Raw genomic sequence first — 25,279 nt, 5'->3', positions numbered from 1 at the left:
CCTGCCCTACGATCTGCTGCACCGCCTCCCACGCTCTATATTCCTAAAAACCCATGCCCAACTATCGACGTTGTAGAACTCCGGGAGGTGTTTATTTCTTTACCGTGGTAGCGGCTGGACGAGAACCGGTTTTTACTCGGGAAGTTACACGTGCGGCACTAAGGACAGCAATACAAACGGTAAAGAGGGAGCAACCGTTTCATATTGAGGCATGGGTACTGTTGCCCGACCACTTGCATTGCCTCTGGCGCTTACCACAAGGAGATGCTGATTTCCCGTTACGATGGGCAAAGATAAAACGCCTGACCCGGCACAATCTGGAATTGAGCTCCGGGGTCAAACTCTGGCAACCTCGATATTGGGAGCACTTCATCCGTGACGAGAATGACTTTGCATGCCATCTGGATTACATTCATTGGAACCCGGTTAAACATGGCCTCGTCCACCGCGCAGCAGATTGGCCTTATTCCACCTTCCATCGTTTTGTGACGGCTGGTGTTTATTCTGTTGATTGGGGTATTGCCCAAAAAGAAATTGAGGGGAAACCTTTCGGCGAATGATATACAGATCAAAGTTGTCAGGCAAAGCCTGACCTACAAATTAAATCCGTCAAGCTATAGTTGGTAACTCGTAGCTCGTAGGGCGGGTTCTACCCGCCATCCTGTTGCGACGGCAGATAGAATCTGCCCTACGATCTGCTGCACCGCACCGCTGCTATCTCTAAAAATCCATCCAAATAGCGCTACAGAGGTAAAACTGCCGAGGAAACAGCGATGCCCAAGTACCTGGCGCGATTCCTTAAGCTGACTGGCCGTGCGGAACCCACTGACGAATTCCAGGTCTCCTTGAATCGATCAGATCAACGAAGCGGACGGCAAATCAAATACAATTCAGTACCATTGAACGGAAGTTGTCAAAAAAACCCATTTCCTTCGACAGCTTAGCGACTTCCGCACCGGCATCGAGAAACTTATCCTCGTCCCGATAATTGTGATTGTCAAAAATGGTGAGATTGGCCTTGGGACCGACTTTGACGCTGCGCACCTTGTTCTCCCAATCGTTGCCAAACGGACCAATCAGTCGAGGCAAATTGACGGGACCGCTGAGAAAGAGGCTATCGCCTTGAAAATTCTTCTTGTCAAAAAATTTCACCCAACACCCTTTGTTTTCCAGTTCGGCGGAAACCTGGACTGGAACGAACATCAATACGGGAACTTCGATAGTCGTCTTGCCGCCCCTGGCCCCGGGATGTTTGCTCTCGACCGGTGCAGGCTTCTTATTCATTGCCGGCTTCTCAGGATACTCCTGCGCGCTGAGACCGACCGAAACAGACATACCGAACGCCAATGCAACTATGGTCAGTAAACTACGGGAGTTCTTCTTTACCAGAATATTCATGTTATCCTCCTTGAGAACAGAAATCTGAGGACTGCAATCAGATTCGATTAACGAAGATAGAAGACAAACCAGCCCGGAAGCCCTCTTCATAAAAAAGGAACGGTGCAGGTCATCTATTAATCCTAGTGACAGACCCCCACGCGTTCCGTTCGCTTTCACACATAATCGACTACCGGTGGGATGAACAACAGGAGAAAGCGACTGAAGATGTTCCAGTCATTCCTTTTATTCACCCTGATGCGCAACTGTCTCGCGTTGGAGGTCTGCAAGCCTCATTCGCTCAGGTGAGGAAATAACTTCTAACCTTCCAGCCAGCCTCCCTTAAATCCTGCACGTCGTAAGCCCGTTGCAAGATAAGAACATTTTCGCATCAGTGACCACAACAATCCTGTGCGATAGTTTTCAATCATCAATACGATGGGCCCCTGGTTCAAACCAAAGTGATAAGGCGAAACCCAGCCAAATTCCTGGTAAGGCTCCACTGGAAAGGTGGGATTGAATGTAGCCTTGTAACCATATTTCTCGGCTTTTCTCAGATTCATGCCTTCACATTTTTTAATCGTTGGAAGTACGACATCCGGCGCAAACGGTAGCGAAGCAACCACGGCCCAAGGCGCGAGAGTGCCGTCATCAGGACCATAAGGTGCACCTCGACCAATATAGGCATAAAAAACGCGAAGGATGCCGTCCACCTGTCGGGTAACGGGCCCAGGGCCGTCACTGGAAGTTATGCCCCAGCAATATTCACTGTAATGCTTGAACTCGAGCGGATTACGTACTGCATATCGCTGCTGGACAAGTGCTGCGCAACGGGAATTTTCGAAGTAATCAGTATTGTGCTCGCGCATGAAGGAATCCTGAATACTGCGAAAATCGATCCATATATGTGACAACTGATGAACGAATAACGGTCCCGCATAAAGGAATTCGATATCGTAGATCTTCTTCCATTTATAGGTCGAAGTCCACGCAGCGTAACTTTCTTCCGACAACGAGTGTGTAGGAGACCCCAGTCCAAGAAGGTAAATAATCAGGGCTTCATCATAACCCGTCCATTGATATGTCAGAAAGCCCCTTTCAGGGGTCCAGCCATGGCTTACCGCCGCCTGCCCATTCTGCATCCAGTGCCAATCAACTCGTCGGTAGAGATCATCGGCAAGGTTCCGGATTTGCTCCTCCTCCTTCGTCTCATGCTGGTAATATGCGGCGGCTGCCAGCATGCCGGCAATCAGAAATGCAGTATCCACACTTGAAAGCTCGCAATTCCAGACACGCCTTCCCGTTTCCATATCAAGGAAGTGATAATAAAAACCTTTGTAGCCGGTAGCGTCACGCTGGGGTCCATGAGGAGCGCTGGCAAAGAATTTCAGGACGGTAAGCGTGCGCTTCACTGCCTCTGCCCGGGTCATCAACCCCCGTTCGACTCCGATCACATAAGCGGCAAGCCCGAGGCCTACGGCAGCAATACTGGCCGGCCAATGCGGATGTGATTTGTCGCGGATAAGGCCGTTGGTGGGATTGATCTCGTGGATAAAATAGGAAAATGAATCCTGCTGCAAGCTTGCCAGCATTTCATCATCGGATTGCTCCCTCGAAGAAACGGTTTCAGTTTGCATGGTCGATCTATGTAGGAAACGACAGGTCCTGTCAGTAAACAATAAGACAGTGGTTCGTTTTCATTTTTTCCTCGCCATAGGAACCAAAAATCCATATTAGCCGAGGCAATAGCATAGCTTCGGTGGGTTAGCACACTTAGGAGGAGGGAGTTGGCGAATAAGGTGGCGGAAGGAATCCTGCTATCAACCGGGAAGAGCGAATTGATCTTTCCGGAAAAACAGGTTTACACTTGCTGGAACATGTTCGCAGAAAATGACGAGTCGGGAATTCTTATGCAGCGTCTGCTCATCCTATTCGGCATTGTGCTGGTATTGGCGGGATTATTGTGGCCCTGGTTGTCGAAATTGCCTTTTGGCCGTCTTCCCGGAGATATTTTCATCGAGCGCGAGAATTTCAGGCTCTACTTCCCGCTCACCACGGGGCTGCTGGTGTCGCTGGTTCTGTCGTTTCTGCTGTGGTGGTGGACCCGAAAATAAATCAGGAGAGAAAATGTGAATTTATATGAATCAATGGTGTTCTGGTTTGTGAAGGAATTTGCCAAGGCTATTCTCGGCCTCGCACTTGTGCTGGGGATAGTCGTCTTCCTGTGGTGGATCAACACAGAGGACTGAATCCGGACGCTGCCGGGTACTACTGATCCGACCAGAAAATACTATGAATCTCTAGCTGGAAGCCGGTTCCAGCTTTTCCTTTTCTTCCGGTAAGGTTTTCCTGATCGCATCCTCCGCCAGGGTGGATTCCGGCCAGGATGGAGGTCTGTCAATGATGGGTTTGAGGACCGGTACCAGTTTCTTCATCACCTGTGTGGAAAGTGCCGAGGTAAACGTGTAGTTTGCTGCATCCACTCCCGGCACGAATGCAGTCATGGTCCCGAAAAAACGGTCACCGATAAAGAAGACAAAAGTAGCAGAACGATTCACCACACGCGATTCCTTGATGACTCCGGGTGAAGAAAACGTGATATGACGATGATCTCCCGTCCCCGTTTTCCCGCCAATCAGGATTTCCGAGCCATCCTCTTCCACAATTGCATGCGCCAGCCGCGAAGCCGTACCCGCTGTCACCACCTTGGTCAGGACACTGCGCACCGTTGCCGCCAGTTCGGGTGAAAATACTCTTTCGCCCTTGACAGGTTTCTTCTCGACGATTGTCTCGAAAGGTGTATCGGCTGCAAAGCGAAGGCGTTCGATCAGCAGTGCGGGCACCCGGACGCCATCGTTGAGGATGACGCCCATAAGCTCGGCAAGGGCAGCAGGATGATCTGCGGAGCTTCCTATAGCCGTGGCGAGCGATGGCACGAGGGAGTCGAAAGGATACCCGAGGCGTTTCCAGCTGCGGTGGATTTCGAGAAATGCTTCGACCTCCAGAAGACCGCGGATACGCACATCCTGGGAGTTTTTATGGATGGTATTGAACAGCCAGTGATAAACGGCAATGCGCTCGCCAGCGCTCGCGTCGATCACCTCCTTGTAGTCGGCTGCCGGATGCAGGATGAGGTAACGTGCCAGCCATAATTCCAGAGGATGAACCGTGACAATGTGGCCCTGATCCGCCAGTGAATATTTTCCCGGGCCGTAAGCTTCATACAGATCCTCGAGTCTATAGGTATCCAGGTTTTTGAATCTGGGCAAATGCGGCGTCATGAAGGCCACGAATTCGACGAGACTGGAGGCTGGATAAATATAGCGGTAAGCTGCCGCGAGACGCCGGGGCGTGTGCCGGAAACTCGAAAAGAATATATCGTTCACCTCCCGCGGATCAGCAGCCTTGTCTTTGTACTTCAAGTAAAAGCGGTTGATGAACTGCCTGCCTTCCTTGTCGGCAAAGCGCCGAAGATATTCCTCCCGATCGGAATTACTCGCATCCCTGAGTATTTTGGCGGACGACCCTCCCACCTGGAACATGTAATAACGCACGATATCCCGCATCAACCGGATATAAACGAGATTGACCGAGTTGGTCGTAGCCTCGCGCACGCTCATGATTCTGTAGTTGTCTTCGGGCTTGAAATTATGGAAGACATGCTGGCCTCCGCCGGTAAAGAAGCGCTCATACGGGCTGGCGGAATACTTGCGTTCCATGGCCGCGTTCAGCATGGATTTCAGGCTCTTGTCCCTGCTATGCAAAAGATAGTCGATTGCCCAGCGGCTGAGTGCATCGCTCGGATCGACCTCTTCCGCGCGTAACGCTTTCGGTTCCCGGGCTGCATATTTCCCATGCAGCGCCTCGACAATTTCGAGATAACTCACGAGTGTTCTCAACTTGGCCGTGGAACCCAGATCCAGCTTGGTCCCCTTGTTGATATCGAGAGGCTGGTCGAAATTATCAGCGAGAATACGGAATTTGGCCCCGTCAGGAGTCAATTCTGAAAGCGTGAAGCTATAGATGATTTTGGATGGATCTTCTTTCCCCAACAGACGATGGCCATACAGTCCCGCCGCTACCGCATTTATCGGGTCCCGCAACTGGCGCAGCATTTCGGTGGTTTTTTTCTGCAGATCAATGTCGAGCGTGCTCTGCACGGACAGATCCAGCCGATCCAGGTCATACAGCCCCTGTAACCCGAGCTGTGACGCAAGGCGTACCCGTGCCGCGTTGACCGCCTTCTGGGCGGAAAAGTCCTTGATCTCCTCCGGCTTGAAGGCATCCTGAAACCGCAGAGGTTGCCTAAGTGCGGCATCCCTGAGCCTGGGTGGAATCACTTTCACCTGGGTGAGCACGCGCAGATAGGCATTGGTGAGTTCGCCCAACTCCTGGCGGCCGACCAGCAGATAATAGGAAGGCCTCCGCTGCGCGATCATGAGGCTCAGTACGTGCTTGTAGCGCCCTGCGGCTTCGACAAATTCGGCTTCGTTCCGGTATTGCCAGTTCAGGATACGGTTGGTTTCGTCGAAATCGAGCCCATACCAGGCCCAGAGAGCGTCCCCGATTCCATTCGTTTCTCCGAATCCGAGAGCGCCCGCAAGCGGAACGGTATTAAGGTAATCCACCACGATTTGTTTGCGGACCGCCAGCGTGCCGTCCCCCTGCAGGTACGCACGCACGGAGGCGGAAGCAATCTGCTGGAACTTGTCGCCGCTGGTAAGCGTCAGCCCGTTGGGAGAATGACGGTACTTCTCGATCTGCGTTGCAAGCGTACTGCCGCCGGGAACGTCATGATCGGAGTTGAAAACCTGAATCCCTTTGTCCAGGATCGCCCTGCCTAGCCGGGTCCAGTCTATGGCAGGATTTTTTTTCGGCTGGGCCTCATCCAGCAATTCTCGGTTTTCGATAAACAGAAGACTGCTCGTGATCACCGACGGAACGGATTCGAATTTGTCGTAAATCCGCCTTGGAAACGACACGCGGTATAGCGACTGCCCGTTGCTTCCGGTTATTTCGAGGCCCGCCTGGGATTTTTCGCGATACGGCACGAACACGCCCCTCCGGACCAGATCCTTCATCTGCCTGGAAGCATGCGCCTGCGCCTGCACCTCGAAACCATGTTTTTCCAGGTTCTGAAGCAACCGGGGCAAGCGGCTGTAGCCCAGACGGATGTCGTACGGTCCAGTCTGGGAAAGAGCAAGCCGCGTGAAGTCTTCATCCGGACCGCTTCTCATCTCCCACTTCAGGTCACCAGCCAGCTTCGACAGACGCCATGCCTGATACCAGGATGTTTCTATTTCCCGGTGAGCAAGAAAGACTGCGACTGAAAGCGCAGCAAAAAGCAGGATCAATACGCGGAGAGTGAAAAACCTGAGCGCACGCTGCACAGTAGGAATCAGCAAGGGTAAAAATACAACATTACTGTTTTATGGGTATCAACCAAACCATGAAATGCAGCATTTTCCTCGACTTATTCGCTTTTTTGAATTCGAGTCGAATCTCTGATCAAAAGGGTCGTTAAATTTTTTCGCCGTTTATTTCGTTTCCGGGGGCAAACTGCCTCGGGCATTCTAGACATGATAAATAAGCAGATATCGAACTGCAATGTTTAAGACACTCAACAGCAAGGCTGGATTCCGCAATGCCGGATATATACCGGAAATATAGTCCGTCGAGAGGATGAAACATTCTCCGTCAAACCTGGTGCGAGTGCCGCAATATGACATGCGACAATTTGTCACATGCGGCAATATGCCACATTCCTAATTTCTACGATTTGCTTTACATTCCACCTCAGCAGCAATACAGGGTTTATCAATATTCTCCTGGCTGCGAGTGACAAGCTCTTCCCGGTTTTTCCCGGCACAGGCTTTACTTCGGGCTTTACTTCGATATGCATTCCGCCTTCGAGAAAATGACTTCGTCATTTACGGCATTGATGGCTGTTTTGGCCCTGTTGAGTAGCCCTGCTTGCAGCGATTCACAGGAATTCGATGAAAACAAGAAAAATGATAAGAAGAAAAAACACGGTATCCGCACTATCTGCGGTCTTGACGATAATCTGCTCCGGTTTTGCCATGGCGCATGAAACTGAACTCACTCCGATCGTGGTAACCGCCAATCCGATCATAGATCGCGTTCGTATCGACGGTTTTTCCAGCACATCGGCAGTCGTTACCGAAAGCCAGTTGCACGATCAGAATGCATTCGATCTGGCTAACGCGCTGCGGCGCACGCCTGGCGTCCAGATATCGCGCTACAACCCCGTGGGTGCCTTTGGCGGGGATCAGGGCGGCGCGGTTTATATCCGTGGGATGGGCGTCAGCCGGCCCGGCAGCGAAATCAAAACCTACATCGATGGCGTCCCGTTTTACATGGGGGTCTGGAACCATCCCTTGCTCGATCTTCTGCCGGTCAACGGCATGCAGTCGATCACAGTATATAAAAGCCCGCAGCCACAAATCAACGGGAACAACTTTGCCTCGATCAATCTGGAAACCAAGCGCGCCATTGAAGACGGCCTGCATGCCAGCGGCAGAATATCCGGAGGCTACTTCAGCACCTTCATAGAGCAGGCGGATCTGGTAGGCCGTTATGGAAACGTGGATTTCATGCTGGCGCAAGGCCATGCCCAATCGAATGGACATCGGCCTAATGCGAACGGCGAGCTGAACAATGTAATGGGACGCATCGGGATGCGCCTGAACGCCAATTGGTCAATGGGCACGAGTTTTCTCTTTGTGGACAATCAGGCACGCGATCCCGGAGACAACCGTCACCCCCTTCCCGCTGTAGCGCCTCGGTACAACACCCAGGCGGGAATGGTGACTGCCTTCGTATCGCATCAGCATGATGCGTGGCGTGGCGACCTGCGTTTTTACTACAACAAGGGAGAAGGCAACTGGCTGCATCAAGCAGGGCTGGATGGGGATACGCTCACCAATTTCGAGATGATCGGCATGCGCTGGAAAGAAGAATTCTCCCTATGGAAGGGAGGCGCTATTGTCGCCGGTCTCGACAGCAACTGGGTTTCGGGCGACGTACGATTCAACCGGCTACCGCCAGCTCCCCGAGACAGTTTCGATGCGCCGACTTTCCGTGTTACATCGCCTTATGTGGCATTAAGCCAGAAGATCGATCTCAATGAAAACTGGTCGCTGGTGCCGTCGGTCGGAATACGTGTCTACGATCACAGCATGTTCCGCACGAGAACCTCGCCCCATGCGGGCCTCTCCCTGGTTTCCGAAAAGCTGACTCTCTTCGGCAATGTTTCACGCGGTATCAACTATCCGGGTCTGGAGGCACCTGTTCTCTCCTTCGTGATTCCACCACTGGGGCAGACATGGAAACAGCTGTCCGCGGAAGAACTCAATCATGCGGAGATCGGTTTGAAACTGACGCCTGTCGAGGCGACGCAAATCGATGTCAGCCTCTTTATCGATCAGGTAAAAAACCGGTACATCTTCGGCTTTCCGCCGAATGTTCCGCCGCCGCCTCAGTTTCTGAATCTCGGCACCTATTCGATCCGGGGGGCCGAGATTGCGATCAGACAGAATATCGGGCGTCATTGGACAGTATTCGGCGGGCTGACCTTGCTCGATCCCACCATCGACAGCCTGCCTTATACCCCGGCAAGAGCAGTCACAGCCGGTCTCAACGGGCAATTCGGAATGATTCGCGTGACGATCGATACCCAGTATCAATCCAGCGTACTGGCACTCAGCCGTTCCCGCGCAGCCGGGGCAGCGAATACCGAGCAGGTCGATTCATTTGTAATCATGAATGCGCGTGTCTCCCACCCATTGCCTTTCCTGGGCAAGAAAGGAGAAATTTTCGTGGCCATGGAAAACCTTCTGGATGCCAATTATGCCTACCGTCCGGGTTATCCCATGCCGGGCCGGTGGGGGCAGATCGGCATAGCCGCAAGCTTCTAAAAAATGATGATCCTTTGACTTGAACATGGAGGTTTCGAATGCAGTTATCACCGCTGGTACATCCCTCGGAAGAATTGAGTAAAAAAGAAATTTCGCGCTACAGCCGCCACCTGCTGATTCCTGATGTCGGTCTGGAAGGGCAGCAGCGTCTCAAGAACAGCAAGGTCCTGATAATCGGCGCCGGAGGCCTGGGATCACCCGTACTCCTCTATCTGGCAGCAGCCGGCGTGGGAACTCTCGGGATTATCGATTTCGATGTCGTCGATGAATCCAACCTGCAGCGGCAGGTCATTCATCGGCAGGAGGATATCGGCAGACCCAAATGCAGGAGCGCGCAGGATTCTGTCAATGCCCTGAATCCCTATGTGCAGGTTCGGATTCACGATGAACGCCTCGAAACAACAAATGCTATTCACATTATCTCGGGGTATGACCTGGTAGTGGACGGAACGGATAATTTCTCCACCCGCTATCTCGTCAACGATGCCTGTGTGCTGGCTGGAAAGCCCTATGTCTGGGGATCCATTTTCCGCTTCGAAGGGCAGGCCTCAGTCTTCTGGGAAGATGCGCCAGGGGAACGCGGCTTGAACTACCGCGACCTTTATCCCGAACCCCCGCCGCCCGAAATGGCCCCATCGTGTGCGGAAGGTGGCGTGCTGGGCATACTGTGCGCATCCATCGGCGCGATCATGGCTACCGAGGCCATCAAATTGATTACCGGCCTGGGCAATACGTTGCTCGGCAGGCTTGCTGTTTACGATGCCCTGGATATGACCTTCAGGTTCATCCCGCTACGGCGGACTCCGGTAAGAACGCCGATTACGAAACTGATCGACTACCAGGCATTTTGCGGGCTCCCGCGGTCGGCGGCGGACAGTAAACCGAACGTTCCCACGATCAGCGCGCTGGAACTGAAAGAGATGCGGGAAAGCAGCGTACCCATGCAGCTTATCGATGTTCGCGGAATCCAGGAATGGAACATCGTGCATATCGAAGGAGCAAATCATATTCCCAAGGACAGGATGATGTCCGAGGAAGTTTTATCCCGATTGAACAAGGAAGACCTCATCGTGCTCCACTGCAAGATGGGCGTTCGGTCCCGGGATGTTCTCATGGAGATGCGCAAACGGGGCTTTACGAACGTCAAAAGCCTGGAGGGCGGAATCCTGGCGTGGATCAGGGACGTAGATCAGACGCTGCCAGGTTATTGAGCTGTCGTCATACCGAACAGTTTATTTTTTTATTTCATTGGTTGACTCATATTGGTTGACTCATTGCAGGTCGGGCTCTGCCCGGCAACTAATTCATTGTAGGTCGGGCTCTGCCCGACAACACTTGACGTCGGGCAGAGCCCGACCTACTTGAAATGATATTGTTATGTCATACATTTTGGAGGACGCCCTGTCAAACAACACCTGGGGGTCAGGCGGAACCCGACCTACCCTGTCAACCAGTATGGAAAACCTTTGGATTCCGGATCAGGTCCGGAATGACGAAATTATATTTTTCTCGACCGGGAATATGCCGATTAATGTCAACATCATGGAGGATAAGAATCATGCTGACCATACACGCCAAGCTTGTTGAAGCAATGCTTGCTCAGGCACATAAAGATCATCCTTTCGAAACCTGCGGCGTCATTGCCGGTCCGGAAAAATCGAATCTTCCCCTGCGCCTCATCCCGATGCGCAATGCGGCCCGGTCGGAAACATTTTTCAAGTTCGATCCGCAAGAGCAGCTACAGGTCTGGAGAGAGATGGAGGCACGCGGCGAAGAGTCCATCGTGATTTATCACTCCCATACCCATACGTCAGCCTATCCAAGCCGTACCGACGTGCAATACGCATCCCAGCCCCAATCCCATTATGTCATTGTTCCAACCGACCCCGCATATGGAGAAGAAATCCGCAGCTTCCGCATTCTCGATGGAATGGTCACCGAAGAGAGAATCAGAGTGATGAATTCATATAAGACGGAATGGGAATTATCGATGGGCGCGATGGTAGCCTAGGGGCTTTCTGGAAGGACCTTCTGAAAGAACCTTTTAAAAGGACCTTCTGAACAGGTTTCTTCGCAAGCAGGTCGATCAGGAATATTGGCAGTGGCAACGGGATTCAGGCACGCTTGAAAGCGCCTGAATCCGCAAAGAATCGGATGAACTCATACGCCTTTTATTTGAATGAGGGCGTTAACGCAAATCGGAATTCTTATTAATACTTTTCGTGTTTAAAACCAGCTACGGAGAAATAAATATGCCGATAACCATAAGTATCCCAACCATACTCAGACCACTCACCGATAACCAGAAGCGTATCGAAGTGGATGGTTCCAATGTGCTCGATGCCATCGAACGAATGGAACAGCAGTACCCCGGCGTCAAGGAAAAACTGATCACCGGGGGCCAGGCGCACCGCTTCGTCAATATCTATGTGAACGACAACGATATTCGCTTTAGCGAGGGTCTCTCAACCAGACTCGCTGACGGCGACTTGTTAACCATCCTGCCTGCCGTTGCAGGGGGTTGAGCCCGAAATTACTCCTATCCCGGGGAAACATGAGCATGAATCAACCATTGACGGGTTGTGTGATGAAGGGTCCGAAAAGCATAACTCCTGATTTTGCCCCCATAGCCGCCTCGTTTCTTTATCAGTCCGAAGTGTTGGGGATGAATATCGCGGCAAATGAGAATTATGCAGGTAATGAAGCATTGTGCTTCGAATTCGAAACACCCCACACTGCCCCTGTCATATGCGAGATCACCCGGTGGGAAGATCCTTCCCGGCAGGCAACTGTGAGCGAAAACATCATGCAGGCGGCATGCGGGCTGATGTCGGTACACGGGCGAACCCACCGGCAGCCGAAACCTCTAGGGCTGAACTACGTTTCGACCTTGACCGCGGCCCTGGCGCTTCAGGGAAGCATCGCCGCTTCCATTGCCCAGCTGCGAGGGTTGCCTGTCTCCGGCAGCACTGTCTCGATGGCAGCCGCAGGCTTGTTGAGCATGAGCCAGTATATCGCCGGGGCAACAGCTTCGGAGTCCCCTGAAACCACCGAGGCCGCTGAAGCCACCCGCCCGCTCCCTGCTTCACCCCCGGCTTGCCCTCCTTTTGTTTCCCTGGACGGAGTTATTTTTGAACTCGAAACACTTGATGCCGGCCCCTGGCAAAAATTCTGGACGGAACTGGCTGTAAGTTCAGCAGCGGCGGGAAAAGGATGGAGAGCTTTTCTGCTGCGGTACGCGAGAGCGGCATCGCCATTGCCGGATGAACTGTCCCTCGCTATCTCGAAGCTGACTTATCACCGTATCTCACAGATATGTGCGAGAACCGGCATGGCTATCTGCCCTGTCCGCTCGATCGATGACAGGGCGCAGGACGACGATGCCAGACAAATCTGGCAGCAGGGCCCGTGGTCGTTTTCGTCGTTCTCATCTGGACCAAAGCCGAATGGCGAATACCTGCGCCCCGCTGGTGCATTGCCGGGGAATGATCTGCCGTTAAGCGGATTCACGGTGATCGAATCATGCCGGCGCATACAAGGTCCTCTCGCCGGGCACTTGCTCGCACTCCTCGGAGCAACGGTTATCAGGATAGAGCCGCCGGGCGGCGATCCGCTGCGAGGAATGCCCCCCATGGCTGAAGGTTGCTCTGCGCGTTTCCAGGCGCTCAACCGTCTCAAGACAGTGCGCGAAATCGATATCAAATCCGCGGCTGGAAAAACAGAAATCAGGGAACTGGCACGGCACGCCGACGTTTTTCTGCATAACTGGGCGCCTGGCAAGGCGGTACTGCTCAATCTCGATCATGGCGATCTGGCGGCAATCAACCCATCCCTGGTTTATGCCTATGCGGGTGGATGGGCCACCGATTGTGCCGAGCACGTCTCTTCAAATTCAATGCCCGGAACGGACTTCATGGCCCAAGCCTATTCGGGAGTGGCTGGAAAGGTCGCAGGAGCCGGGAGCAGCCGTGGCGGCTCCTTGTTCACCGTCCTGGATGTGCTCGGAGGCGTGGTAGCGGCTCAAGGCATCACGATAGCGCTGCTTAACCGGTGTATGAACAATGTGGGCGCAAAGGTCACTTCCTCGCTCATGAGCGCAGCAACACTTTTGTGTGCAGAGGATTTCCGGGATATATACAGCTTGCCGGCTTCCGGTTCAAAACCTTCGGCAAGCATCATCAATGAAGTCAATGACGTTTACGCCACAAGACAGGGCAGGATTACAGTCGAATGCCCTGATATGGATGCGGTATTACGGCTCGCGGAAGTCCTCGACATTACTGCCGGCATTGAAAGCAAAGGCTTCCAGCGATGCCTGAGCGAAGTGTTCCCCTTGAGAACGGCCGATGAATGGGTTGAACTCTTCCAGCACGCAGGCATTCCCTCCGCCGTTGTCATCGAAGATCTTGCCGACCTGCAAACCCTGGCGCATCTGCAACCAGGGCTGACTCCCGGCTCTTACACCCAAGTCAATTCTCCCTGGAGATTTAAATGAACCATTCCGGCATCCTGGATAGGGTCCCCACCGAGGTGCGCGCTCAATGGGCCCGGCAGGGAATCTATCCGAATAAATCCCTGTACGAGTTGTTTTGCGAGCAAGTGCGGCAACACCCGGATAGTCCGGCGGTAATATCGCTCGACCACACCATCAGTTACGCAGCGTTGCTGGACAAGATTCATCGCCTGGCTGCCAGTTTCCAGGAATTGGGCATTGTTGCGGGTGATGTAATTTCATACCAGCTTCATAACGGCTGGCGCAGCTGCGCGATCGATCTGGCGGCAGCCGCGCTTGGAGCCATCGTGGCGCCTTTTCCGCCGGGACGGGGCCGCCTCGATATCCAGTCCCTGCTCAGACGCTGTGACGCCCGTGCAATTATTGTCGAGCGCGAATATGGAAAAACCGACCTTTGCGAATTGATCGAATCCATACGGCCCACCTTGCTTTCACTGCGCATCCTCGTTGTCGATGGAGCAGCCGGAGACGATTGGCACGCACTGGATGATTTGTTCCGGACCGGCCCCATTGAACGAGACCTGCTGCCGACAGTCTGCCCGGATTCACCTGTCCGCTTCCTGATCTCATCGGGCACGGAATCCGAGCCCAAATGGGTTGCCTATTCTCACAATGCGCTGGCGGGCGGGCGAGGCCGTTTTCTGCAACGAATTCATCCTGAAGGAAAGACTTTCAGAGGGCTTTATCTGATGCCGCTCGGCACAGCGTTCGGCTCCACGGCGACATTCGGGGTTTTATCCTGGCTTGGCGGATCCCTCATTGTCCTGCGGCAATTCGACGTTGCAGCCGCTGTTCAAGCCATTGGGGAACTGAAGCCTACGCATATATTGGGCGTTCCCACGATGTTTCAGCGCATTGCCGCGGACCCTGCGTTGGCGCAGGCGGATACGTCCAGCCTGCTTGCCATTATCAGCGGCGGCGCGAAAATCGATGAGGCCTCGATTCGCCGGTGTACCGAGGCGTTCCGATGCGGATTCATCGGCTTGTATGGCTCCGCCGATGGCGTCAATTGTCATACGACCCTGGATGATGACCTGGAAACCATTATCAGGACGGCGGGAAGGCCCAATCCGGAAATCTGTTCCATCCGCATAATCGATGGCCAGAAGCAGGAAGTGCCGCAAGGCTGTATAGGAGAAATAGCGGCCAGGGGCCCGATAAGTCCCATGCAGTACGTCAACGCGCCGGACCTCGATGCTCTGTATCGTGACCAGGAGGGATGGGTGTATACCGGTGACCTCGGCCTGATTGATGAAGAGGGGCATCTGGTGCTATCCGGGCGCAAGAAAGACATCATCATTCGGGGCGGCGTCAATATCAGTCCCGCTCAAATTGAAAACATTGCCGTTTCCCACCCGGCTGTCGTCAGCGCAGCCTGCGTTCCGGTGGCCGATGCGGATCTGGGACACAGGGTTTGCCTCTGTCTCGTCATGAGAGAGGGAGCGGAACGTCCTTCGCTTTCCCAGTTCACCCGTTTTCTCCATGAAAAGGGACTGGAGAAAAGCAAGCTTCCCGAATACCTGCGCTATTACCGCCAACTGCCCCTCAGCCCGGCGGGAAAAATCGATAAGAAGCGGCTGACTGCCGAAGTCGAGTTCACGCAGTATCCTGGTGAACGGAATCATCCCGAATGGGCACATTGATGCTGCAAGCATATCAGGAGCATCGGGAGCATCTGGCATCCTCCCACACGGAAGCAGCCCGATCTCTTTCGCGCGAGGTAAGAAAGTTCGTCGACAAGGTGATCATCCCCTGCGAGCCGCGCCTGGCGGAGGGAGGAGATTCGGCAGCGCAACTGCAATCGGAATTGACCGAAAAAGCGCGGCGTGCCGGGCTCTGGGGCCTGTTTTATCCGCCCTCCCACGGCGGAAAAATTGCTTCTCTCGAAGATTACCTGATCGTGGCCGAACAGGAAGGGCGCTCAGAGTTCTCATCCGCGATCTTCGGCACCCATTCAGCCCTGGATGCGCACATGCTCCTGAAGTTCGGCAGCGATGAAATCCGCAAAAATTTCCTGGAGCCTATGATTGCCGGGGAAGCCATTCCCAGTTACGGCATGACCGAGCCCGATCATGGCGGTTCGTTTCCCACCCTGATAACGACTTGCGCCCATCTATCGAACGGGAACTGGACAATCAATGGCAGAAAATGGTTTGTCGGCAATGCGGACCGCGCCACTTTTGTCACCGTCCTGGCGCGCACTGGCAAAGAAGAAATCAACATACGCCAGACACTTTCAATGATCCTTGTTCCCGCGAATTCGCCTGGATTCAGTATCGAGCGCCAGATTCCCATACTGGGGCGCTTTCTGGGCCAGGGTGAAATGTCTTTCACCGATGTGCAGGTCCCCGAATATAACCGGTTGGGCGAAAATGGCAATGGCATCGAGCTGATGAGTCAACGGCTCCGTCTCGGCCGTCTGCTTCGCGCGATGAACTGGGTAGGATTGGCGCAACGATGTTTTGACCTGATGGGTGCGCGCATCAATTCCCGCCGCGGCCTTTCAGCCCGGCTGCCGCACAAGCAGCTCGTACGGCAGCACATCGCCAACACCTATCAGGCCATTGCAAGTGCGCGCGAATTGATTCGCATAGCTGCGCGCGGAATTGATATTCAATGCCCCAGCGACGTGCGGATCAATGTCGCGAAAATGGCCGCGTCACAAGCGCTCTGCATTGCCTCGGATTCGGCGGTGCAGCTTTACGGCGCCGAAGGCATCAGCGACCTCACGCCCCTTTCCGGAATTTACAGGATAGCCCGCACGTCGCGAATTCTCGACGGCACCGACGAGTCGCTTATCAGTTCGACAGGCCGCCGGCTCATCGACTTCTTCAAGGAAGAGGACGTTTATCACTTTGACTAAATCACTATTGGCAGCCATCTGGTTCAGGATTGTCCTGGTATTTGCCATGGCCCTGCCCATGCTGGTCTTGTATGCCATCAGCACGCTGGGACCATTCCTTGTGCGTGATCTGCGCTTCGAGGCCGGGTTGCTCGGTTATCTGGTGATGAGTGCATTCGGCATCGCGGCCATTCTATCGCTCTGGGCAGGCGCATTCGTGGATCGGATCGGGGCACGCTGGGCGCTTGCAGCGCTTTTCTTCGCCGTAGCGCTTGCTTTTGCGCTGATTGCAACGGTTGAAGATTATTACTCCCTCGTTGCAGCCGCTGCCATTTGCGGAATCGCCCAGGCACTGGCAAACCCGGTCACCAATCTCCTGATTGCACAGCAGGTTTCACCGGAGAAAAAGGCGACAGTCGTAGGACTCAAGCAATCCGGTGTTCAGCTCGCAGCGCTTTTTGCAGGTCTGGTTCTTCCCGCCATCGCAACTCAATACGGATGGCATGCGGCATTCGGCATCGTTGTTCCGGTAGCGATACTGTTCGGAATTACGACACCATACATCGCTCCGCGAAAACCCTCGGGAACGCGTAAAACTCTCACGGTTCCGCCGCCGAATGTACTGCTGCTGCGTTTGATGGCTATCCAGTTCTGCGTGGGTATAGCGCTCTCCGCTTTCGTTACGTTCCTGCCGACCTTTGCCGTCCGACAAGGCATGCCGCTCTCGGTGGCGGGAAGCTTGATCGCCGTCTTCGGCGTGATGGGGATACTCTCGCGGATAACATTGACACCCGTTGGCGCCAGAATGAAAGACGAGTCGCTGCTTCTGCTTGTGCTCATCGCCCTTGCAGCTTGCGCAATCGCAGTGACGATGAACGCCAATGCGGACAGTCATTGGCATCTCTGGGCAGGGACTGTGGGAATGGGCCTCACCGCCGTCGGCACCAATGCAATCGCAATGAGCATGCTGATCAGGGATGCCGGATTTGGCCCGGTAGCAACGGCATCGGGTTTTGTTTCCGTCGCTTTCTTCGGTGGCTTCGCATCAGGCCCGCCCCTTTATGGTGCGTTTTCGAATTATTCCGGCAGTTCCCAGTCCGCTTGGGGCTTGCTGATCGGCGTGCTTTTATGCGGGTGCCTGATGGCCCTGGGACTGGCTTCCGCCCGACGCCGCAAGGCGCAAATATTGACGTCAACTGGCGCGGTTCAGCGCGCAACCACCGCAAAGATGTAAGAACCTGAGATGTAAGACCTGAGTTGTAAAAATCGATGAATCCATGAAGCTGATAATCCTCATGACCTTGCGCAAGAGTAATTCAGGCAGCGGAAGAAGACAGTTCAGTGTTTGTAACTAAACGATCAGGGTGGGCAGTTCTTTGCACCTTGATCTGCCTCATGTTTCAGGTCACCGGTGCATGGGCTGCCGACGGCATCAAACCCATAGGTCAGATCAACGAATATCTGCGGCTGATAGGCGAACTGTATGGCAGCCACGAGACATGGAATTTTTTTCGACCAGAGCCGGCAATCAATAACAACAATGATTATGGCTTGTGGGCGGCGCGGGCAAGACTGGGCGCCCTGCTCACCACGCCCTATATCGATGGCTATGCGCAAGCCCAATATATAGGTTTATACAGTCTTCCGGACGATGCGGTTGCATCTCCCGGCGGCCCACTGGGACTGGGCGGAGCTTATTTCCTTGCCAACCAGTCAACGAATGCCAGCAATATTTTCCTGAAACAGGCTTATCTCGACTTCAAGTTCAGCTCATTGGGACTGCCGGGAGCATTGCTTAGAATCGGCCGGTTCGAGTTCATGGATGGCATGGAATATACAACGGGTATCGGCAAGTTCGACGGGCTTAAACGGGCGCGTATCGCCCAACGCCTCCTTGCCTCCAACGTCGTCCATGTAGGCCGAAGCTTCGATGGCTTTACCGCCGTTTATGACCAGCCCGGTTTCAATATAACGGCAACCGGAATTCGTCCCACCCAGGGCGGGTTCACTGTCCAGGGGCAAAAAGAAATCGGTGACATCAATCTGTTCTATGCGGCACTCACCAGCAAGAAGGATGCGCTGCTGCCGGGAACCGAGGGCCGCCTCTTCTACCTCAATTACGATGACAAGCGCAACACGCAGGCGGTGGACAACCGTCCTGCCGCAGAACGGCCCAGGCTTGATAACCGGAACCTGAATCTCCATACCATCGGCGCGCACCTGCTCACTCTCCAGCCGTTGGGTTCGGGCAGCATCGATGCCTTGTTGTGGGGCGCCTATCAGTTCGGTGACTGGACCAACCAGGACCACCAGGCGTGGGCGATTGCGGCAGAAGCCGGATATCAATGGACAGATCTTCCCTTCCAGCCATGGCTGCGCGCGCTCTATTTCAGAAGTTCGGGCGACGGCAACGCCAATGACGGCACGCATAAGACCTACTTTACCGCCCTTCCCAGCGGACGCGCCTACGCCAAGCTCCCCTTCTACAACCTCATAAATATGCAGGACGCATTTCTTCAGATGATTGTCTCGCCCACTCCGAAAACCAGGGTAACAATCGATCTGCACCATCTGTCCCTCAGCAATTCGAGTGACCTGTTCTACTCGGGGCTGGGACCGACATCCCGCTCGGGCGCATTTGGCTACTCGGGTCGCCCCTCCGGCGGCAAAAGCGATGTAGGTCAACTGGTGGACATCAGCTTCACGCACACGCTCAACAAGCACTTGTCATGGCGGTTCTATTATGGCCATGCATTCGGCGGCAGCGTCGTCAGGAATTTTTATCAGGGCAAGAAAGATGCGGACATGGTCTACATCGACTTCAGCCTGATTTTTTGAAGCGGCCTTTTTTACTTGAGCCCTTATGCACATGCTTGAAAAGACCCGATACAGCATCGAGGAGCAGTCGCCAGGCATCCTGTTGAGTCATGCAGAAATGAAGCAGGCACTGGAGTCGCTGGTACAGCGCCTGGAGGCCATTCATTCGAGCTGCGCGAACAGTTTTCCCCTTTATTCGCCGGGAGTTGCCGATCAATGGATCTTATCGTCAGGCGGTTCCTGGGTCGGGGGATACTGGAGCGCTTGCTGGTGGCTTCGATCACGAATAACAGGCGCCCTGTCCGATCGGCGTAATGCCGTGGACATCTGCCAGCGGCTATCACCGAAAATCACAATCGACTCCATTAACCGAAACCCCATATTCTGGTATGGGGCAACGCTTGGCGATCTCTGGTTCCGTGACGCAAAGGCGTGTGGCCTTACCTCGGCATCCATTTCCGCGATTGCCGCTTCCTATGATCCGGAAATGCATTGCGTTCCACTCGGTAGAGATATGGGGGGCGGAAGGGAAGGCAATCAACTCATCTCCGTGGACTCGCTGGCTCCCCTGATCCAACTTCTGAGTCGAAGTGAAGATAGTGCTCATCATCAAATCGCGCGTACTCACGCAAGTACCGTATCAGCGACGTGTAGTAGCGGGAACGGCGCATTTCACCCCGGCGCACGCTTCGCTGACGGGCACTTTCAACCAATGGAGCAGGCAGGCGTATGGTCTCGCGGTCAAGCGTGGGCCATGCTGGGATTAAGCCGCGCAGCAGCACTGTGGGGAGAACCTTACCTGACCTGCACATTGCGCGCGTGTGAATACTGGAAGCGATCGCGGCCGGAGCCCCTGCCCCTGAATCGGCTGGATAATCCATCAGGCCTTGCCGACCCTTCGTCCTCAATCATCGCGTCCCTCGCCATGCTCGCCCTCGCTGAACTGCTGGCGGATGGAACGCAATGGCGTACTTCTGCGCATCGGGAGATTGCCGCAATCGTTCGAAGCGATTACTTCACCGGTTTTCATGAAAGCGGCAACCGTGCAAAAAGTGGAGATCCGCCTTCCGGAATATTCTGGGGCTGCTGTTATAAGACCAGCGACAACAAAGAGGAAATGGTCGAGTCTGCCTGGGGCAGTTTTTTTCTCATGGCCGCTCTCTGCGTTCTGCTGGGTATGCTGAAGCCGGACAGGTTTTAAAAACGCTGCTGAATCGAGCAGCATCTGAAACGCAATCAAGGATAAAAGGAAAAAGGAGAAAAGGCTATGGAAAACATCTGCCTGAAAATCACCAGCCTCACCAGCATTACCAGCCGAATCACGGCGGGTTTATCGCTGATGTCGATCATGCTGGCTTCCCCTCTGGTTGTTGCCCAGACAACAGGGAAGCACGAAGCGCTTCTCCTGCATGCCGCACGGGTTTTCGACGGCCTCAAGATGAGGACGAACACATCGGTACAGGTAATAAACGGAAAGGTAACGCAAATCGGTCCCCGCGGCTCATTCACCTCCGATAATGCGAAAGTCATCGATCTGGGAGATGCGACGATACTGCCCGGTTTTATCGAGTTGCACGCGCACCTTTCGTTCCAGCGTGTTCCTGCTGATACGGTATTGAAGCATGGGATTACCACCATCCGGGACGTAGGCGGACCGGTACACAAGCCCTACGGGGGAAATGGCGCCTTGCGTGTGCTTACCTCGGGACCCATCATCACCGCCCCTGGCGGTTATCCTATTCCGCTGACAGGGGAAAAGAATATCGCAACACCGGTATCCACGGAAAAAGAAGCACGAGAAACGGTTCGCAACCTGATCGATGCGGGCGCGGTCGTGATCAAGATCGCCCTGGAACCCGGCGGCGAGCCCGGCGCGCCATGGTCGGGCGGCCATGGGCACGGGCATCATCATAACGCTCCCGCGCCTGCCCATGGTCACGCTCATCATGCACTGCCCAACCACGAACCGCCCAGTCATGAACCGACAAGTAACAAACCGGCAAAGCACGCCCATTCCTCTCACCCACATCCCAATACTTCCAATACTGGTCTCAACACTGCCTGGCCCCTGCTGCCTGAAAGCATCGTAAAGGCGATAGTGGATGAAGCCCATGCGAACAAACGTAAGGTAACGGCCCATATTGCCGAGACAAAAGGCGCGGAGACTGCCATCAATGCGGGGATCGATGAATGGGCGCATATTCCCTGTGACACCATCCCCGAGCCCCTGTTAAAAAAGGCCGTGTCACAGGGCGTCAAAATAGTTACGACACTCGATACCCTGTCGAAATGCCCCGGTGTTGCGCACAACGCCCGCGTCTGGCGGGAGCAGGGTGGCGAACTGCTGTATGGCGCTGAAATCGCACACCCGGATGTTCCCAGGGGAATCGACGCCCAGGAGCTTATGTTCATGATGCAGATGGGAAATATGGAAACCCTGGAAGTCCTCCGCGCAGCCACGTCGAAAGCGGGAGAGCACCTCGGCTTGCCCCTTCTCGGTACTCTCCAACCCGGCGCGCCTGCCGACCTGATCGCTGTCAAGGACGATCCCACCCATAACCTGAAAAACCTGGAATACCCGGACCTGGTTATTTCGGGCGGAGAAATTATTTTGAATAATTTTCCAGCCATTTTCCGGCAAGGCAGCGGCAGGTGACAGATAACAGAACAGGCAACAGGGCCAACTCCGCTCAATGATCAGGGATTGTTGAACGAAGCCTCAAAGTGCAATGTAACTTGCACTGAATAGCGCGCTATAATCTCCCTCCCTGCGGTATAAAAACAATTCCTCTTTAATCAGGAGCAAAAATGAAGAAGACAACTTTGATATTGACGTTTGCCGCACTGGCAGGCTTGATGGGCTGTTCGAAAACAGATCCTTACACTCCGCCCTCGGATGCCACTGGAGAAGATATATTCAGCACAAACTGCACAAAATGCCACAAACCCGAAGCTGGCGCGGCTATGATATTGAGCGAGAAGATGGCCAATAAGGATGCCATCATTCAGAAGGTCCAGAAGGGAAGCATGGGCATGACCGCTTTCCCCAATATTCAGGGCGAACCGGCCCAGCGTCTCGCAGAATACGTTCTGGCGAACAGCAAGACGAAATAGCGGCCGCGCCAGGGTTCTGACAGGAAATGACAACAGGATATGAGACCGCAGCCGGCTGTTGCCTGCATCCGGCTGGATGGCGAAAAATGACGGTAGAATCCCTCCGGGAAAAGCTTTTGAACTCCTGAAAACGCCTTGCATATCCCCTCCTGTTGGCATAATCCGTACCCGATAGTCGTTCCGCACACTATCAGTGGCTGTTTCGCCGTAGCGAATCCGCCTACATGACTTCTCGGGCGCCTTATCGTCTGGCCCGTTTTGCCTGCGCGCTTGTTATCCTGGCGTTGCTGTCCGTTGGCATTCTCTGGCTGGTATTGCATGGAAGCCTGCCGCAATACGAAGGAACAGTGCAAACGGACGCCCTGTCTGCACCTGTGGCTGTCGAACGCGATACCCTCGGTACCGCTACGTTGCGCGCTCAAAACCGGCATGACCTGGTTTGGGCACTGGGTTATGTTCACGCGCAGGAACGCTTCTTTGAAATGGACCTGATGCGCCGCCAGCCTGCGGGCGAACTGGCTGAGTTGTTCGGATCACGCGTCCTGCCCGCCGATCGGGAAGCACGCAAGCATCGGATGCGGGCACGCGCGTCCTCGATGCTGAAAGAGTTGCCGGTTGAACAGCGCGAACTGCTCGACGCGTATCGCGATGGGGTAAATGAAGGTCTCGATGCGCTGGCGACAAACTCCTTTCCCTATCTTCTGCTGGGCTTACAGCCCCTGGCATGGCGCAGCGAAGACAGCTTGCTGGTCATTGGGGCGATGTATTTCACGTTGAAAGAGGCAAGCGACGTGCGCGAAATTGCCTTCTCTACCCTGCGGGATGCGCTTTCCCCGGCTGTCTTCCGGTTTCTTAGCGCCAAGGGTGGCAAATGGGATGCCCCGTTGCTGGGCCCTCCCCTTGCCTGGCCGGATATCCCGTCTGCGAGCGAACTCGATCTCCGCAAGCTCGATCCCGGCCTTATGCCTCCCGTGGATACGCACAGCCCCGACGAATACATCGACGATGTGCTTGGGAGCAATAGCTTTGCCGTGACTGGCTCGCTGGCCGGGGGCGCGGCGCTGATTGCCAATGACATGCACCTGGAACTGCGCGTCCCCAATATCTGGTTTCGCACACGCTTCATCTATCCCCACCCGCAACGACCAGAGGAAACAAGCGACATCACAGGCGCCAGCCTGCCGGGCACACCGGCAATCACGGTCGGTTCCAACCGGCACATTGCGTGGAGTTTTACAAACAGCTATGGTGACCTGATTGACTGGGTGCGGATAACGCGCGATCCGGATGATCCCCTGCGCTACCGGACTGCGGATGGATGGAAGCGCATCGAGGTGCATCGCGAAGTGCTGCGTGTACGCGGATCGGCAGATGAAACACTGGAGGTCCAGGAAACAGAATGGGGACCCATTGCGGCAACCGATCATGACGGAACGCCGCTCGCATTTGCCTGGACTGCGCACCAACCGGGCTCCATGGATATCAAGCTTACCGATCTGGAACAGGCCGAAAGCGTGGACCAGGCGATCGCCATCGTACGGAACTCCGGTATCCCCGCGCAGAACTTTATCGTCGGCGACCGGACAGGCAGAACCGCATGGACCATTGCCGGAAGGCTTCCGGCACGGGACAAGAAGGGGTATGACCCGCGGCTCCCGGCAGACTGGAGCGCACCGGATACCGGCTGGAACGGATGGCTGGATCCCGCACTCTATCCAACCATCATCGATCCCGCCGACCAGCGCCTGTGGACCGCGAACGCGCGCACCGTGGACGGCCTGATGCTGGAGAGGCTCGGAGATGGCGGCTTTGATCTCGGCGCACGGGCAAAGCAGATCCGCGACACCCTTTATCAACATGATCATTTCACGCCCGCCACCATGCTGACCATTCAACTGGACGATCGGGCGCTGTTCCTCGCGCAATGGCGGCAGCTTCTCGAACAGACCCTGGAAAGAACCGAAGCGGCACCCTGGCGCACCGAAATGCAACAAGCGCTCAAGGATTGGGATGGACATGCATCCACAAAATCCGTGGCCTACCGGGTGGTGCGCGCCTTTCGCCAGGAAGTTGTAAGCGGCGTGCTTCGCGGCTTCGAAGCAGCCGTGCGGGAGAAATATCCGGAATTCGTGCTGCCGCCGTTGAACCAGGCGGAATATGCGGTATGGAAATTGATAGAGGAACGCCCCCCGCACCTTTTACTCCCTGTCCATTCTGACTGGGACGATCTCCTCGGCAAGTGCGCGCACCGGGTTGCCGAACGTTTCCGGCGCCAGCCTGGCGGTATCGCGGCGAGAACCTGGGGTGAACGCAACACGGCGAACATCCGGCATCCTTTCAGCCAGGCTTTACCATTATTTATCGGAAAGTGGCTGGATATGCCCAAGGATGAACTTGCCGGAGACAGCAAGATGCCACGCGTGCAGGGTCCAGCGTTCGGTGCGTCGAATCGTCTCGCCGTTGCCCCGGGCGATGAGGAGAATGGATATTTCGAGATGCCCGGCGGCCAGAGCGGACATCCCCTGTCACCTTATTACGGCAGCGGACACGAAGACTGGGTGACAGGCAGGCGCACTCCCTTCCTTCCCGGCCCCTCCGAGCAAATGTTGCATCTGCTACCCGCCCGCAAAAATCCCTCCTGATCTCCCGGTCCTGGAACCGGACCCAAGAATCGTCAGG

At 54.7% G+C, this 25,279-nt stretch carries 18 protein-coding genes; 15 read left to right on the top strand and 3 right to left on the bottom strand.

Annotated elements, in window-relative coordinates:
• Nucleotides 1–53: 53 nt before the first annotated feature.
• Nucleotides 54–560, top strand: a complete 507-nt coding sequence (locus ACZ5BW_RS05130) for an REP-associated tyrosine transposase (RefSeq protein ID WP_464543166.1) — start codon at nt 54–56, stop codon at nt 558–560.
• Nucleotides 561–879: 319 nt separating this feature from the next.
• Here ACZ5BW_RS05130 and ACZ5BW_RS05125 read toward each other — a convergent pair whose 3' ends face one another.
• Both ACZ5BW_RS05125 and ACZ5BW_RS05120 read right to left on the bottom strand, forming a co-directional pair.
• Nucleotides 880–1,398, bottom strand: a complete 519-nt coding sequence (locus ACZ5BW_RS05125) for a beta/gamma crystallin domain-containing protein (RefSeq protein WP_464543165.1) — start codon at nt 1,396–1,398, stop codon at nt 880–882.
• Nucleotides 1,399–1,697: 299 nt separating this feature from the next.
• A complete protein-coding gene (locus tag ACZ5BW_RS05120) occupies nt 1,698–3,014 on the bottom strand; it encodes a glucoamylase family protein (RefSeq protein ID WP_464543164.1) in 1,317 nt (438 codons plus the stop codon).
• 150 nt (nt 3,015–3,164) lie between these two features.
• Here ACZ5BW_RS05120 and ACZ5BW_RS05115 point away from each other — a divergent pair, with 150 nt between their 5' ends.
• Nucleotides 3,165–3,491: a DUF2905 domain-containing protein gene (locus tag ACZ5BW_RS05115; protein ID WP_464543163.1), complete on the top strand. Its 327-nt coding sequence runs from the start codon at nt 3,165–3,167 to the stop codon at nt 3,489–3,491.
• Between the two features lie 186 nt (nt 3,492–3,677).
• On the opposite strand, the gene ACZ5BW_RS05110 is transcribed toward ACZ5BW_RS05115, so the two are convergent.
• Nucleotides 3,678–6,767 carry a transglycosylase domain-containing protein gene (locus tag ACZ5BW_RS05110; RefSeq protein ID WP_464543162.1) on the bottom strand — a complete coding sequence of 1,030 codons (3,090 nt, stop codon included), beginning with the start codon at nt 6,765–6,767 and terminating at the stop codon, nt 3,678–3,680.
• Between the two features lie 606 nt (nt 6,768–7,373).
• Here ACZ5BW_RS05110 and ACZ5BW_RS05105 point away from each other — a divergent pair.
• From ACZ5BW_RS05105 to ACZ5BW_RS05045, 13 genes are all read left to right on the top strand, one after another.
• Entirely contained in the window at nt 7,374–9,314 is a 1,941-nt protein-coding gene (locus tag ACZ5BW_RS05105) for a TonB-dependent receptor (protein ID WP_464543161.1), read from the top strand.
• A 38-nt stretch (nt 9,315–9,352) separates the two neighbouring features.
• Nucleotides 9,353–10,525, top strand: a complete 1,173-nt coding sequence (gene moeB, locus ACZ5BW_RS05100; RefSeq protein WP_464543160.1) for a molybdopterin-synthase adenylyltransferase MoeB — start codon at nt 9,353–9,355, stop codon at nt 10,523–10,525.
• A gap of 347 nt (nt 10,526–10,872) precedes the next feature.
• Nucleotides 10,873–11,325 (top strand): M67 family metallopeptidase, encoded by a 453-nt coding sequence (locus tag ACZ5BW_RS05095; RefSeq protein WP_464543158.1) that lies wholly within the window; start codon nt 10,873–10,875, stop codon nt 11,323–11,325.
• Between the two features lie 241 nt (nt 11,326–11,566).
• Nucleotides 11,567–11,839 carry a MoaD family protein gene (locus tag ACZ5BW_RS05090; RefSeq protein WP_464543156.1) on the top strand — a complete coding sequence of 91 codons (273 nt, stop codon included), beginning with the start codon at nt 11,567–11,569 and terminating at the stop codon, nt 11,837–11,839.
• A gap of 35 nt (nt 11,840–11,874) precedes the next feature.
• Nucleotides 11,875–13,809 (top strand): CoA transferase, encoded by a 1,935-nt coding sequence (locus tag ACZ5BW_RS05085; protein ID WP_464543154.1) that lies wholly within the window; start codon nt 11,875–11,877, stop codon nt 13,807–13,809.
• Entirely contained in the window at nt 13,806–15,470 is a 1,665-nt protein-coding gene (locus ACZ5BW_RS05080; protein ID WP_464543152.1) for an AMP-binding protein, read from the top strand. Before ACZ5BW_RS05085 ends, ACZ5BW_RS05080 begins: the two co-directional genes overlap by 4 nt.
• Entirely contained in the window at nt 15,458–16,690 is a 1,233-nt protein-coding gene (locus ACZ5BW_RS05075) for an acyl-CoA dehydrogenase family protein (protein ID WP_464543150.1), read from the top strand. The genes ACZ5BW_RS05080 and ACZ5BW_RS05075 overlap by 13 nt, the downstream gene beginning before the upstream one ends.
• Nucleotides 16,683–17,903: an MFS transporter gene (locus ACZ5BW_RS05070; protein ID WP_464543148.1), complete on the top strand. Its 1,221-nt coding sequence runs from the start codon at nt 16,683–16,685 to the stop codon at nt 17,901–17,903. Before ACZ5BW_RS05075 ends, ACZ5BW_RS05070 begins: the two co-directional genes overlap by 8 nt.
• A gap of 161 nt (nt 17,904–18,064) precedes the next feature.
• The gene (locus ACZ5BW_RS05065; protein WP_464543146.1) at nt 18,065–19,507 is read left to right on the top strand and encodes an alginate export family protein; all 1,443 of its coding nucleotides are present in this window, start codon (nt 18,065–18,067) and stop codon (nt 19,505–19,507) included.
• Between the two features lie 31 nt (nt 19,508–19,538).
• Nucleotides 19,539–20,687, top strand: a complete 1,149-nt coding sequence (locus ACZ5BW_RS05060) for a glucuronyl hydrolase (protein ID WP_464543144.1) — start codon at nt 19,539–19,541, stop codon at nt 20,685–20,687.
• A 66-nt stretch (nt 20,688–20,753) separates the two neighbouring features.
• Nucleotides 20,754–22,142, top strand: a complete 1,389-nt coding sequence (locus tag ACZ5BW_RS05055) for an amidohydrolase family protein (RefSeq protein WP_464543142.1) — start codon at nt 20,754–20,756, stop codon at nt 22,140–22,142.
• A gap of 152 nt (nt 22,143–22,294) precedes the next feature.
• Nucleotides 22,295–22,600, top strand: coding sequence for a c-type cytochrome (locus tag ACZ5BW_RS05050; protein WP_074973464.1), 306 nt, complete (start codon nt 22,295–22,297; stop codon nt 22,598–22,600).
• A 224-nt stretch (nt 22,601–22,824) separates the two neighbouring features.
• Complete coding sequence (locus tag ACZ5BW_RS05045; protein ID WP_464543138.1) at nt 22,825–25,242, top strand: penicillin acylase family protein; 2,418 nt, start codon at nt 22,825–22,827, stop codon at nt 25,240–25,242.
• Nucleotides 25,243–25,279 lie beyond the last annotated feature (37 nt).

Source organism: Nitrosospira sp. TNL300, from assembly GCF_055385915.1.
The sequence above is the reverse complement of the archived record's forward strand: the minus strand, read 5'-3'. Positions and strand labels throughout refer to the sequence as shown.

Coding starts and splice junctions, on each gene's coding strand:
- ACZ5BW_RS05130 (WP_464543166.1), top strand. CDS start 54: ATGCCCAACTATCGACGTTGTAGAACTCCGGGAGGTGTTTATTTCTTT.
- ACZ5BW_RS05125 (WP_464543165.1), bottom strand. CDS start 1,398: ATGAATATTCTGGTAAAGAAGAACTCCCGTAGTTTACTGACCATAGTT.
- ACZ5BW_RS05120 (WP_464543164.1), bottom strand. CDS start 3,014: ATGCAAACTGAAACCGTTTCTTCGAGGGAGCAATCCGATGATGAAATG.
- ACZ5BW_RS05105 (WP_464543161.1), top strand. CDS start 7,374: ATGAAAACAAGAAAAATGATAAGAAGAAAAAACACGGTATCCGCACTA.
- moeB (WP_464543160.1), top strand. CDS start 9,353: ATGCAGTTATCACCGCTGGTACATCCCTCGGAAGAATTGAGTAAAAAA.
- ACZ5BW_RS05095 (WP_464543158.1), top strand. CDS start 10,873: ATGCTGACCATACACGCCAAGCTTGTTGAAGCAATGCTTGCTCAGGCA.
- ACZ5BW_RS05090 (WP_464543156.1), top strand. CDS start 11,567: ATGCCGATAACCATAAGTATCCCAACCATACTCAGACCACTCACCGAT.
- ACZ5BW_RS05085 (WP_464543154.1), top strand. CDS start 11,875: ATGAATCAACCATTGACGGGTTGTGTGATGAAGGGTCCGAAAAGCATA.
- ACZ5BW_RS05080 (WP_464543152.1), top strand. CDS start 13,806: ATGAACCATTCCGGCATCCTGGATAGGGTCCCCACCGAGGTGCGCGCT.
- ACZ5BW_RS05075 (WP_464543150.1), top strand. CDS start 15,458: ATGGGCACATTGATGCTGCAAGCATATCAGGAGCATCGGGAGCATCTG.
- ACZ5BW_RS05065 (WP_464543146.1), top strand. CDS start 18,065: ATGTTTCAGGTCACCGGTGCATGGGCTGCCGACGGCATCAAACCCATA.
- ACZ5BW_RS05060 (WP_464543144.1), top strand. CDS start 19,539: ATGCTTGAAAAGACCCGATACAGCATCGAGGAGCAGTCGCCAGGCATC.
- ACZ5BW_RS05055 (WP_464543142.1), top strand. CDS start 20,754: ATGGAAAACATCTGCCTGAAAATCACCAGCCTCACCAGCATTACCAGC.
- ACZ5BW_RS05050 (WP_074973464.1), top strand. CDS start 22,295: ATGAAGAAGACAACTTTGATATTGACGTTTGCCGCACTGGCAGGCTTG.
- ACZ5BW_RS05045 (WP_464543138.1), top strand. CDS start 22,825: ATGACTTCTCGGGCGCCTTATCGTCTGGCCCGTTTTGCCTGCGCGCTT.